The 13,858-nt window shown below is 67.7% G+C and carries 3 protein-coding genes and 1 pseudogene; all 4 read right to left on the bottom strand.

Annotated features, from left to right (window positions below; translation table 11 throughout):
• Positions 1-245: 245 nt before the first annotated feature.
• The 4 genes and pseudogenes from C3488_RS07560 to C3488_RS07545 all read right to left on the bottom strand — a co-directional run bounded on the left by C3488_RS07560 (position 246) and on the right by C3488_RS07545 (position 13,525).
• Positions 246-869 (bottom strand): hypothetical protein, encoded by a 624-nt coding sequence (locus C3488_RS07560; protein WP_103838528.1) that lies wholly within the window; start codon positions 867-869, stop codon positions 246-248.
• Between the two features lie 512 nt (positions 870-1,381).
• Positions 1,382-1,473: pseudogene (locus tag C3488_RS42530) on the bottom strand (peptidoglycan-binding protein); the annotation flags it as partial.
• Positions 1,474-1,822: 349 nt separating this feature from the next.
• Positions 1,823-2,548, bottom strand: coding sequence for a hypothetical protein (locus C3488_RS07550; RefSeq protein ID WP_103838527.1), 726 nt, complete (start codon positions 2,546-2,548; stop codon positions 1,823-1,825).
• Between the two features lie 21 nt (positions 2,549-2,569).
• Positions 2,570-13,525 (bottom strand): LamG-like jellyroll fold domain-containing protein, encoded by a 10,956-nt coding sequence (locus C3488_RS07545; protein ID WP_103838526.1) that lies wholly within the window; start codon positions 13,523-13,525, stop codon positions 2,570-2,572.
• Positions 13,526-13,858: the final 333 nt, after the last annotated feature.

Below are 13,858 nucleotides of genomic sequence, written 5' to 3'. Positions count from 1 at the left end.
CCGAAGAACTAGGAACTTTTGCCCGGACCCTACGACACGCTGCTGACACCGATCGATACGGTCGACGCCCGCGGCACTGATCACCAGCCGGGAACCCAAACCAAAAGACGTGCCACCAGACCAAAGCAGCCAGTCCCCCTGAGGATCACTGCTCGGTCACAGGTGTACGCCTCTCTGCGGGAACGGTACGAAAGCCACCGCACCCGCTCCCCGGCTGTTCCGGTACCGCCCGGGGGCGCCGCCGCTCAGCTCCGGTCGTTCACCGCCCGCTCGACGGCCGCGGCAACATCGGCGCGCAGCCCGTCGCCGATGCCGATCGTGCTCACGTTCCCGCCGTCGTGACCGCCGCCGACCAGTACGAAGCCGACCTTCCCGTAGTGCGGTGCGGTGTCGGCCGCCGCCGTCACCTCGGGCCGGCCCACGGCCAGCACGACATCGCAGGAACGCTGCAGCATCCCGTTGAGGAACGGACGTGCGTTGCCGGCGCTCTGCTCCCCCGTCACCTGCGTGTAGCTGACCCGGGCATGCGTTTTGAGGGATGCGTCCTGCATCCCCTGCCAGACGGCGGCGGCCGTGTGACCGACGATGCCGTCCTTGCCGGTGAGCAGGCAGGCGTCGGTCTCGGTGTAGTGCCTGGCCCGGGTGTCGGGGATCGGCGGCCGGTCATCGTGCGAGAAGAGCAGGAAGCCGGTCACCAGCAGCGCACCCACGACGGCCACCGCGCCCGCCGCGAGCGCGATGGTGCGCCCGCGCACTGAGCGCAGCCAGATGACGGCGGCCCGCCCCACCACCGCGAGCCAGGCGCCCGCGGCCTGCTGCTTGTCCTGCGCCGGGCGCGCCTGTGACACCTGCCGGACCTGCTTGGTCATGTCCTACCTGCTCTCTTGCCGTACGCCGGCGTCGGACGCCGGTTCTTGCTGTGCCCGGGCTCAGCGGTGGTTCCCACTCCCCCACTCCGCCCCGGGCTCAGCGGTCGTTCTTACCGTGCTCCGGCTCAGCGGTCGTCGGACTGTTGAGCTCGAGTGGTCAGACGTGCGTCAACCCCCCGGTGGACAGCACAATCGTCAGCAAATCAGCCGCGAACTGCAGTCCGTGGGTGTCCTCGGGGGTCCGTGCCAGCTCGGTGACCCAGGCCACGAGCACGGCGCTGAAGACCGCGAAAGCCCACCAGCCGGCGCGTCCGCGTCACCGTAGCGCGATCACCAGGAGGGCACGGGGCGCAGGAAGCCGAGGCTGACGACGGGCAGCGCGGTGAGCGCGGCCCATACGACGTTCGGCCACGCCACGGCCGACCTCCAGATGATAGCGGTCCCCAACCGATACCCCCCATCCCCTCCGGCTTCACAACTCCCCCAGCTCCGCAACTGCGGCATCTCGCAGGTCAGCCGGTGATGGCCACGGGGGCGTCCCACGCGTCGCGGTCGACGGTGAAGGTGACAGCTCCTGCTCATCCTTGCTGTTCACCATGTACCGGCCCAAGTCCCCGCCTTCATGGCCCGCTGGTGGACGAGTACGCCCTCGAACGCGACCCCCGGCTCGAAGCCAGGGTTCACCGCCTGAAGTACGAAGCCTCACAAGAACCCGACCGCGCCCGCCCCAAACCAAAGCCCTCCTCGAGGAGTCCGACCGTATCCGCCGCTCGACTGCGAAGGCGTAACCCGGCCAGTGACAAGCGCATTTGCGGGGTCGCCCTGGCGAGCAGACTGGACTAAGGAAGCGGAGGCCGACACAAGCGTCCTGCCCCCCTTTGTGACACAAAAACAACCTGCCCCTCGCGAAGGAGGGGCAGGTTGATACGCCGAGCGAGTGGTCATCGCTCCGTCTATCGGATCACCTCGGCCGCCCAGGTGGCGACTTCCTCGGCCGACAGACGCAGTTCCTGTGCGCCACAGCTGACGTGCCAGAGCCCGTCCCATCGCACGTACCACTGCTCGTTCCGGTGATTCCACAGCTCGAGGTAGGCATCCTTGATGCCTTCCAGCAGCCGCAGCTCGTGCGCCAGGTAATCCGGGGAGATGAACACCGGCTGTTCACCCATGGTCCCCGCACCTGTCCTCGGATTGTCGAAGCGGACCAGCACGTACGGACTGGGACTGCGGTTCATGTCCGACGCCTTGAACATACGGCCGTACCGCTCGGCGGCCTGATCGACCGACTCGGCACCCGAGATCTCGGCGGAGTATCCAGGGAAGACTCCGAACACCACATCGTGGAGGTCAGGCTCCTCGTGGAACAACCGGTGCGCCTCCGGTCTGACGCGGCCGACGACGTCAAACTCGCGTCCCGGCCAAGAAAAACCGGCCAGCGCGATCAACGGCTCAGGCCGTGCGATGGCCTCGCTCTCCCGCTCTCGGACGAATTCTAGGACAGCGCGACACAATTCCGCGTCGTACGAATCCTTGGTATTCAACCGGAACACATACCGACGGTCGGAGCTGAGTGCCGCCAACAGCACGAACCCAGGGGCCGGGGACCACTCCCAGGCGTCCGAAACGCCCGGGAGCGGCCTGGCATTGGGTAGCGCGGACAGCTTCGCAGCAATGTCCATGACCAACCTTCCCAGCTTCCTTCAGCGACTGTAGTCCGGCCCGGTGTCCTGGCGATACCGCAGGCCACTGCGGGCTCCGAGCGAGGAATTCTTAGGCCTGGACATTGCAGTCATACCGTCTGTCTCGTTGTAGAAGTCGTTGCGCACCGCCCGACTCGAATTGTACCCAGTGCTGTTCCAGTGCTCCACGACCATGGGATTGTGGTCATAGGTGAGGTCCTTGAAATCGATCTTCTCACCAGAATCGTCGCGCCAAGTCAGCGCGGAGCGGGGAAGTCTTTCCCCCTGTGCATCCACTGGCCAGCCTCCGGCGGCCTTACCTTCGTCGGTGAAATTCGTCACCATGTATTCGTGAGTCTCCGGCCGGTAGCTGCTGGGGTACTCCGTGTCGCGTGAGTAGCGGGCGGGGGCATTGGGGTTGCTGCCCATCGTGCCGTCGGCCATGCGCGGCTGACTGCCGTTCGCACAGTCGCAGGTCGCCGAGTGATCGGGGTTGCTGCCTCCGCAGTTGTGAACGAGGATCGGCGTGTCCCCAGCCACCACATAGTACGTGTGGAGAGTGCCGATCGTGAGGTCGTAGGTCGTGGTGTTCGCGTGGTACAGGCGGACACCGGTGACCTGGGCCGTGCCGGTCGGCGTCTGGAGGACGTCGCCCGTCTCGAGGTCCTTGGCCTCGACGAAGGCCGACCGGGTCTCGTCGTAGAACGGGTGGTGGAAGGTCGTCGTCAGGTGTGCGTCCTGCGCACCCTTCGCCGTCCCAGTGACCGCCGCCACCGGCGCCGTCGCCGACTGGTGCGTGCCATCGCGACCGTGGCCGGCCGACAACGCACCCAGGATCGCGGCCGACGCCGCCAGGCCGAACGCCGCCTTACGAGCCGCCTTCTTGGCGACGGACTTGACCGCCGCCTTGGCGCCGGCCTTGGCAGAGCGCATGATCGTCACATCCACGAAGTCGTGGTCCGTGTGCGTCACGATCACCTTGGTGACCTTGTGTGCCTCGGTGCCCTTTGCTCCCGGTACCGAGGTGGCGATGGTGTCGCCAACCTTGACCTGGTCGATGGCCTTCGTCGTGCCGTCGGCCATCAGTACCCGGGTGGTCCCGGTGAAGCTGTGCGGACCGCCGATCCGGCAGCTGGGACCCGCATCGTCGGAATGCGACTGAGCAGAAGTCACAGCCTCATCCGACTCCGCCGCCGAGGCCGCCCCATCCGTGGCATCAGCCGCCGCGGATTCCCCGGCGTCCGTCACACCCTTGCCGAACAGCCCGCCGACGACCTTCATCGCCTTCGGGGCCGCCTTGGCCAGCAGGGAGCCGCCGATCTTGCCGAGGATGCCGCCGGCCGCGCCGGCCACGGCGCCCGTGACCGCCGAGCCCGCGAACGCGCCGACGCTGCAGTCTCCGCCCCCGTTCTCCGCGCACTTGAAGCCCTGTTCGACCAGCGAGCCGGCGGCACCCGCGGCGGCGGCGCAGCCGATCGAGCCGACGCCGCCGGTGAGCGCCTCACAGCCGGCGAACACCGCAGTGGAGACCACGAAGGAGGTGATTGCCGCGGCGTGGTGCTTGACGAACTTCGCCGCCGACTTCGCGGCCTTGACGGTGGCGTGGTACGCCGTCCTCGCCGCGTGGGCGACCGCGTGCGCGACCCTCTTCGCCGCCTTCTTCACCGCGTGCACCACACGGTGCACCGCATGCGAGATCTTGTGGTACGCGGAGTGAACCGCATGGACCACCCGGTGATAGATGCGTCTGACGTGCCTGGCCGCGTAGTGGTACACGCGCCGGACCACTCGCACGGTGGCGCGGTACACGTCCCGCACCCGGTGCGCGATCTTGTGCGCCGCGTGCTTGACCGCGTGGACCACCTTGCGGGCCACGTGCTTGATCGCGTGGTAGGCCTTGTGGACCGCGTGCTTGACGGCGTGCGCCACATGGTGGGCGACCTTCTTGGCCCCGCACACCACGTCGTACCAGGAGCAGTGCCCCGAGTCGTCCGTACCCGCCAGCGGGTTGTCGTCGACGTAGGCGAACGGGTTCGCCGCCACCGAGTTCGGCACCGGGTCCAGCGAGACGCTGTCCTTGTTCAGGAACTCGCCCGTACCCGGGTTGTACCAGCGTGACGCCGTACCGACGTCACCCGTGCCGGGCTCCGTCCAGCCGGACTGGAAGCCAAGGTGGCCGGCGATCGTGTTGGTCGGCGAGACCACCTTTCCGAGCGGGTCGTACGACACCGAGCCGGCCAGCGAGGTGGCACCCGAGGTGAAGGTGCCGACCACGTCGTTGTGCTGGTCCGTCAGAGCCAGGACGCCGGTGCCGCCGGTCGGCTTGATGCCGATCAGGCCGCCCGAGGGGTCGTAGGTGTAGGTGTCGTCGCCGTCCGAGGCGATCGTGTTGTCCGCGCCGGAGTAGGCGAAGGTCCGGGTGGAGCCGGCGCCCGTGTCGCGGTCGGAGATGTTCCGGCCGAGCGCGTCCATGGTGTACGACTGCTGACCGGCGACGACCTGACCGCCGAAGGCGTCCGTCTTGTACGCCACCGTGCCGGAGGCCGACGACTCCTGCGTCATCGTGCCGCGCGCGGAGTAGTCGTAGCTGTGCACGCCGTCCGAGGTCAGCTCGTCCCGTGCGTCGTACGTGTAGACGTTCGAGCCGTTGCGGATACGGTTGCCCGAGGCGTCGTACGCGTACTGCGTGGTCGTCGTGCCGTTGTTCCACGACGTCAGGCGGTTCGCCCAGTCGTAGGTGTAGGTGTTCGACGACGCACCCGACACGCCCGTCGTCGTCTTCGACGTCAGGTTGCCGTTCTTGTCGTAGCCGTAGCCGAAGCCCGCCAGGGTCGTCGCGCCCTGCACCAGGGTGTCGCTGGTCAGCTCGTGCGCGCTGTTGTAGCCGAAGGTGCGGGTCTGCCCCGTCGATCCGTACTTGATCGTCTTCAGCTGGTTCAGGTTGTCGTAGCTGTAGGTCAGTTGCGTGCCCGTCGCGGCGTCGTTCAGGGACGACAGGCGGCCGGCCGTGTCATAGCCGTACGTCGTCGTGCCCGCCGCGTCGGTGCGGGACGTCATCTGGCCGTCGTTGTTGTAGGCGAAGCTGGACGAGCCGCCCGAGCCCGACGCCGTCAGCACATCGCTGCGGTCGTCGTAGGTGAACTGCTCGTGGGTGGCCGCCTGGTGGTCCACCGCGGTGGAGATGCCCGCCTCGTCGGTGTCCGCGGACAGCACCCGGCCGTCGGCGTCGTAGGTGAAGTGCCGTGTCGCGGAGGCCGCGTCGGCGCCCTGGCCGGACATGGACTTCAGCTGACCCAGCGAGTCGTACGTCATCGACGTCGTCACGCCACCCGGCAGCGTCACGTTGGTGAGCTGGCCGTCCGCGTCGTAGGCGAAGGTCGTCGTCGAGTCGGCCGCCGAGGTGTACTTGGCGGTGGTCGGCTCGATCACCTTCTCCTGCTGGCCCCACGGCGTGTACGTGTACCGCCAGGAGTTGCCACGGCCGTCCGTGAAGCGCGTGCGGTTGCCCGCGGCGTCGTAGCCGAACGTCGTGGTGATCGACGTCGAGGCGTCGACCGGCTGGATCTCCTGCGTGACGGTACCGGCCGCGTCGTAGGTGAAGTGGCTGGTGTGGCCGTTCGCGTCGGTGGAGGCGATCAGGTTGCCGACACCGTCGTACTGCTGGTCGGTCTCCCAGAGCTTCGTGCCACTGGCGTCGTACTGCTTCGTCACCACCGGGTCGGCGGAGGCGTCGAAATCAGTCTCGGTGTACGTGCCGTCGGCGAGGATCGTCTTCTGACGGTTGCCCATGAAGTCGTACGTGTACTGGGTCGTGTTGCCCGCCCCGTCCGTGACCGAGGTGATGTCACCGGCACGGTTGTAGCCGTACGACGTCTTCACACCGCCGGGTGTGGTCGTCGAGGCCAGGTGCGCGCCATAGGGGTTGCCGGACGTGACCGCGTACGAGTTGGTGGTCGTCAGCGTCTTCGTCGACGGGTAGCGCTCCAGCGTCGTCTGGGTGAGCTGGCGGCCCAGGAAGTCGTACGTCGCCTGGGTCTGCGCGCCGGTCGGATCCGTAGCGGACAGCCGGTCGCCGTCCGCGTCGTACGTCGCGTGCGTCTTCGTCCCGTCCGGTGCCGTCGTCTGGGCGACGTTGCCCATCTGGTCGTACAGGTAGGACGTGGTCTTTCCGCCCGGCGTGGTGACGGAGGTCTGGTTGCCCTCGCTGTCGTACGTCCACACCGTGGTGCCGGCGTTCGCCGTCGAGCCGCCCGCCGGGGTGTACGGCGGCAGGGTCTCGGAGACCTTGTTGCCCTCGGCGTCGTACGCCGTGGTGGTGACCAGGCCGTTCGGGTCCTGCTCCTCGACGGCCTCACCGAAGGTGTTGAAGCCGCTGGTGGTGACCGGGCGCACGGTGGCGGCCGTGGTGCCGTCCGGCTCCGCCTGGACGGCGGGCGCGGTGGTGACCGCGAGGTTGCCCGCCTCGTCGTAGGAGTAGTTGGTGGTGTTCTGCTCGGCGTCCGTCATGGACGTCTGCAGGCCCCTCTTGTCGTAGGTGTACTTCGTGGTCTGCGCATTCGAGGAACCGACCGTGCCGCCGGTGCGGCCGCTGCCGTACAGCGAGGAGACCTCGGAGGCGGACAGGGCACGCTGGTACACCTGCACGTCGGCGAGTGAGCCGTCGGTGAAGTCGGTGGGGTTGCCCGCGTACTTGGCCCGTCCCATGGTGAGCGAGCCGGAAGCGGACCATGGCGCGGAGTCGGTGTTGCTGCCGGCGAGCGCGCCATTGACATACAGCTTCATCGCACCGGTGGTGGAGTCGTACACGCCCACCACATGCGTCCAGGTTCCGCTGGTCGCGGCGGTACTCGAGTAGGCGCCGGTGAACGACGGTGAAGTCGTGTCGCCGCTGGTCAGGTCGAACGACCACAGCGGCGCGCCGGTGTGGGCGTAGTTGTACTGCAGGTAGAACGGGCTGTTGGTGGTGCCGTCCTGCCCGAGCAAGGTCATGTTGTGGGTCGGCGTCGAGGCCAGGTTCACCCACGCCGAGACCGTGTAGGAGACGGTGGTGTCCAGCACCGGGCCACTGGTGGCGAGGGAGCTGCTGGTGCCGTTCAGGGACGCGGCACCGTCGCTCCAGGTGACGCCGGTGGCCTGCGCGGTGTTACCGCTGCCGGAGGCGTCGGTGACGTTGGTGCCGGAGGTCTGGTTCAGCTTCCACCAGCCCGCGGGGTGACCGGAGGCGTCCCCGTACAGCGTCTCGCTGAGCAGGTTGCCCATGTCGTCGTAGGTGTTGGTGGTGGTGCGGTCGTAGCCCGAGGCGTCGTGGTCGTTCTCGGTGGCGACCTGGTCGTCCGGGGTGTAGGACACGGTGGTCACCCGGTCCACACCGGTCGGGTCGTCCTCGGTGGAGGTGGTCCGGGAGGCGGCGTCGACCGTGTACTTGGTGACGTTCTCGCCGTTGTCCGTGGTCTGCGAGAGCAGGTTGCCGGCCGCGTCGTAGCTGTCCGACTCGAGCACGTAGGTGCTCTGGCCGTCGGCGCTGGTCCGCTTCACCGTCGAGGTCAGACCGTCGTCGGTGTAGGTGTACGACGTCGTGTTGCCCATCGCGTCGGTGATCGACGCCAGGCGCCCGGCCGGGTCGTAGGCCCGGGAGGACTCCACGAGCAGGGTCGGCGTCTGCGGGTTGACCGGGTCGCCCTTGTACATGAGGCCCTGGGTGAGCAGGTTGCCCTCGGCGTCGTACGTGTACTGGGTCTCGTTGCCGGCGCTGGTGACCTCCTTGGTCCTGTTGCCGGACGAGTCATACGTGTACGTCGTGGTGTTGCCGTAGGAGGCGCCCGCGGCCACGTTGGCGTCCGACTCGGTCGCCACGTGGTCGTACTGGTCGTAGGTCCACGTCTGGGTGCGGGAGCGGTCGCCGCCGCTGCCGTCGGCCACGGTCTGCGAGGTCGTGTTGCCGTCCTCGTCGTAGACCGTGGTGGTGACGGCGGAGTGGGTGGCGCCGGTGACGCGGTCGGTGAGCTGCGGGTCGTGCTCCTCGGTGACCTGGCCGGCCGCGTCGTACTTGTACGTCGTGGTCAGGCCGTTCGGGTAGGTGTCGGAGACGACCTTCTGGCTGGTGACCTGGCCGAGGCCGTCGTAGGTGTACTGGGTGACCAGGCCGATGGCGTCGGTGGTGGAGGCCACGTCGCCGTTCTTGAAGTAGGAGACCTGGTTGACCGCGCCGCCGGGGCTGATGGTCTTCACCGGCAGGCCCGCGGGCACCACGCCGCCGTCGGCGGACGGGTAGGCGCTCGTGCCGTCGCTGTAGACGGTCGTCGTGGTACGGCCGTTCGGGAAGCCCGGGACGGCCGGACCGGTGATCGCGGTCTGGTTGCCGGCCGAGTCGTACGTATACGACGTCAGGTAGGTGTTGTCCGTCGCGGACGAGGAACGGCCGTCACGCTCGGTCAGCAGCTGGTCGTTGCGCGGGTCGGCGGTGGTCAGCTGCGCCGTGGTGTCGTCCGGGTAGTACGTGTAGTACTCGGTGTTGCACTTGTTCGCGGCCTGGTCCTGGCAGGACGTCGAGGAGACGATGTTGCCGCGCACGTCGTGACCCGTGACGGTCATCGAACCGTTGGGGTCGGTCACGGTGTGCTCGAAGCCGGCCGTGTCGTAGCCGAAGCTGGTCGTGTTGCCGAGGGCGTCCGTCTCGGTCAGCGCGCGGTTGCCGTGGGTGACGTCGTAGGTGTAGGTGAGCGTCGCGTTGGTCGGCGTCGTCACCGTCACCGTCTTCACCGGCAGCAGGCCGGAAGAGTTCTTCGCCGCTTCGAACTGGGCGTCCACGTCGTCGGAGGACAGCTGCGAGCGGTAGAACGCCGCCTCGGCGATGGAGCCCTTGAAGTAGGTGGCGTAGCCGGTGTTGTTGGTCGAGCTGTTGTGAGCCTCGTCCGGCCAGTTACCGCCGAGGAAGCCCGCGCCGACGTAGGTGTAGTTCTGACCGCTCATGGCGGCGGTGCCGGTCTGGGTGCCGACCAGGTTGCCGTCCAGATACAGGGACTGGCTGGTGGCGGACGTGGAGAGGGCCACGTGGTGCCACTTGTTGTCGGTCACCGCGGACGCGGACCCGAGCGGCTTCGGGGAGCCGCCGGAGAAGTAGAACTCGCCGTACAGCTTGCCGCTGCTGCCCACGTAGAGGATGGGCGTGTACGACGTGGGTGTGGTGCCGCCCGTCAACGGGTCCTTCGACGCGGCGAACAGCACGCCGTTGGCTGTCGAGGTCTTGAACCACATGTCGACCGACTCGGCACCCGAACCCGGAACCGTGCCGCTGGGCAGCGCGACGTCGGAGCTGGTGCCGTTGAACGACGCCGTGGTGTGGTCGCTGAACACACCGCTCGCGCCGAGCGTCACCGCGTTGTACGTTCCTTGCCCACCGTGCACTTCGTCGAGTGCCGTCGAGGCGCCCGCCGACTCGCCGAAGCGGTAGTACTGGTTGGGGGCGTCGCCCAGCACCGCCCCCCGGTAGGTGTTGCTGGAACCGGCGATGGTCGGCGGGTTGAGCTTCCAGACACCGCCGTTCTCGTCGGTCAGCTGGGTGACACGGGCGGCGTTGGTGTCGTAGGTGATGCCGGCGAACGCCTTGCCCGAGGGACGGGTGATGGACGTCAGCAGTGGCGACGCCTTGGTGGCCGCGGTGTGGATCCGGGCGACCTGCTCGGCGGTCAGCGCGCTCGGGTAGAACGCGGCGTCCGCGATGGTGCCGTTGAAGTAGGTCGGGTAGCCGGTGTCGTCCGTGGTCGAGTAGTGCGGCTCGTCCGGCCAGGTGCCGCCGAGGAAGCCGGCGCCGATGTAGGTGTGGTTCTGCAGCGCGCTGTGGTAGCCGTTGCTGTAGGAGATCATGCCGGACAGCGAGCCGACCTTGGCACCGTCGAGGTACAGGGTCTGGCTGGAGCCGGCGCCGGAGAGGACCACCTCGTGCCAGGCGCCGTCGTTGACGGCGGCGGTCGAGACGATCGGCTGGACGGCGTTGCTGTTCCAGAATTCCGCGTTCAGCTTGCCGTCGCTGCCGACGTAGATGCCCGGGGTGTACTGGCCCTGGGTCATGCTGCTGCTGATCGGCAGCGTGGAGTAGGAGAACAGCACACCCGGAGCCGTCGTGGTCTTGAACCACATCGACAGGGTCAGCTGGGTGGAGCTGGAGGCCAGGCTCGGCGGCAGCTCGAGGTAGGAGGAGGAGCCGTTGAACTGGGCCGCCGTCGCGGTGGACCCGGCCAGCGGGCCGGTCTGGCCCAGCGTGACGTTGTTGTACGTCGCGTTGTCCGTGCCCTCGCTGTCACCCACCGAGCTGGCCGCGACGGTGCCGCTGGACTCGTTGAGCTGCCAGAGCGAGGACGCGCCGGCGTTCTCCACCTCGGTGCGGAACTGCGAGCCGTTGGTGTAGCCGTACGCCGTGCACTTGGTGGTGGACAGCGGCGAGCAGACCTGCGTCAGCTTGTCGCCCGTGTAGCCGTAGGTCCAGGTCTGGACGGTGGAGGAGTCGCCGGAGGTGACCGGGTCGGTGACCACGGTGGCCACGTGTGCGGACGTCGCGCCGCTGGGCGTGGACCAGGTGAGGTTCAGGGAGCGGCCGGAGACCGCGGACTTCATCTTGGTGACGTGACCGGAGGCCCAGGTGAAGTCGACCGAACGGTTGTTGGCGTCCTTCACGGACGTGATGCCGTACACGCCCGTGCCCACGGGCTGGGCGAAGGTGTAGACGGTGTCGTCCTTGTCGGTCAGCGTGTAGCCGGTCGGCGAGGTCACCGACCGCAGCATCGCGAACCGGCCCGAGGGCGCGGAGAACGTACCGTCCGAGTTCTTGCCGAACCCGACCTCGGAGCCGTCCGGGTAGGTCATGACGACACCCGTCAGGGTGCCGCTCGCGTTCTTCTGCTCGGTGATCTTGGCGTCGAAGATGCTCGACCAGCCGGCACCGAAGGCTCCGGAGGTGCGGAAGTCACGGGAGTTGTAGTCGCGCTCGACGTCGAGGCTGGGGCCGACGGTCGAGATGGAGGCGTCCGTGTCGGAGGTCGTGTAGTTGCCGATCGTCGCGTCGTAGCCGTGGTCGCTGCTGTTCTGCGACAGCTCCGAGGTGATGAACGGCTGCGGCACCTCGGTGGTCAGCGCCGACATCGGGGACACAGTCGAGTACTTGGTGCCGTCGTAGGCCTGCGCGGTCCAGCTGTACGTCGTGTTCCAGGTCAGCTTGCCCGCCGGAACGGTCCAGTTGGGGGTCGTCACCCAGCCGGAGTCCACGACCAGCGTGCCCGCGGAGTTGTAGACCTTGAAGTCGTACTTCTGCGCGACGGGGTTCTGCTGGAAGTCCGCGAACGCCTGCAGCTCGGGCGTGACCGTGGAGACCGAGGAGTTGTTCGCCGGGAAGGTCGCCTCGACCATCGGCGCGATGTCCCCGGTGTAGTCGTACACGACGTACGGCTCGTCGCCCGGGTTGGCCATCGAGGCGAACTGCTTCCAGTGCAGGCTGTCCGTGGTCGTGGCGTAGATCGCCAGACCGTAGTCCGTGCTGGTGCCGCTGGCCCACTTCTGGATGGACGCCGTGTCCAGCGGCACCGTCACCCAGTCACCGCCGGTCGCACTGCTGGTGTTGTTCGCGCACGCGTGGGGCACCGAGGGCGTCACGCTGCCGATCGACGCGCCGTGCGCAGGACCGGGGTACGTCATCGCGTCCGTGGGGTCCCACGCCGACGACACCTGCGCGACGTTGAACGACTCCGGGGTACACGTCGACGCCCAGATGTCGTACAGGTGCAGGTTCGCCGAGACCATGGTCACGCCGGAGCCGTCGAAGCTGGTCCGCCAGTCCTGCACGAACGAGACCGCGGAGTGCGTACCGGAGTCGTAGGAGCCGACCTTCATGGTCTGCTCCTGCGAACGGTCCGCCGGCGAGTAGCCCGACTCCGTGTATGTGGTGTGGACGTAGTCCCACACCGAGGTGTCCGGGTCCACCGTCACCGGGAACTCACGGGCCTTGGCGTGCAGCCAGGCGCTGTCGAGGGTCATCCGGAGCGCCGGCTTGCCGTGCTCGGAGATCAGCTCGTAGGTCACCGCGTGCGTGGTCGCGCGCTCGCCGGAGACCTTGTTGATCTTCGAGTCGAACGCGTACGCCGACGGGATCGACGCCACGCCCTTGCCCCGGGCGTCGCGGAGGTCCACCCCGCCGGACTTGTTCAGCTCGGCCGTCAGGCCCTTCAGCTGAAGGGGGAAGACCCAGGAGTTGGCGGCCTTCGCCGAGTGCAGCACCAGTTCCTGGCGCATACCGACGGACGTCGAGGTCAACTGGAGGTCGGTGTCGGGGAGGACCTTCGGGTAGGAGACCGTCGAGCCCTTGGCCGTACCGGCGACCGACGCGGCGCCGTCGAGCCCGAACGCGATGCTATTGCCGTCCTTGTCGAACGACGCGAGCTTCTGGTCGGAGGCCTTCGGAGCGAAGGCGACGTCCATGGCGTTGGACTTCTCGTCGAAGCGGCCGTCAGAGCCGCGGGCGACGTCCGTGTCGATCTGCTGCCAGTCGCCCTTGGAGTCCTTGTAGTTCAGCGGGAACGGCGAAACCTTCCGGCTGAACGAGCCGTCGGCGTTGCGGTAGTACGTCGAGTGCGCCGTCGATTTGGCGGACACCCGCTTGCTCGTCCGGGCGTCGAAGCCGCGGAACGAGGCGCTCTTGCCCGCCTTCGCCGTGGACCGGTGCGCCTGGTAGGCGGCCAACTCACCGCGGCCCTTGCCCGGCTTGTGGCCCGCGCCGCGGTGCGCCTGGGTCGCGGCGGCCGACACATGGTGCCGCCGGCCGGCCGCGGTGCCGGACTGCTGGTGCGGCAGCTTGCCCCAGTTCGGGTCGGTGAACCACGACGCCAGCGAGGACATGCTGAGGCTGGGCAGCTGAATACGGCCCAGTTCCATGCCCTCCGCAAGGGCCTGATCGGTGGTCAGCATCAGGGCCAGCGCGGTGAGCACCAGCACGGCTATGGAGCGCCGCGCCCTACGGACACGACGTGCGGGCCGCGCGACGCGGTGGGGGCGTGGACGGCGGCTGGGCGGCCACAGAGGCACGGCAAGGACTCCAGTTGTTAAGAGCGAGATAAAAACGCTCTGAATCTTGCCTTCCGTGAACAACTTGTGGACCGTTCCAAGAGCTGATCTTGTGTAGGCCTTGACTGATCCTTGCCGAACCTGACTGATTTGCGGCCTGACGCCCCTTAGTCCCTTGTCAATCGCTTTGCCTGATCGTCACGCATCCTGGATCTCTTCTTCATTCGTCGGTGATCGATGTGAAGCATGCGGTTCCGTCTCCGC

It is taken from the genome of Streptomyces sp. Ru72, from assembly GCF_002920635.1.
GTDB lineage: Bacteria > Actinomycetota > Actinomycetes > Streptomycetales > Streptomycetaceae > Streptomyces.
The sequence above is the reverse complement of the archived record's forward strand: the minus strand, read 5'-3'. Positions and strand labels throughout refer to the sequence as shown.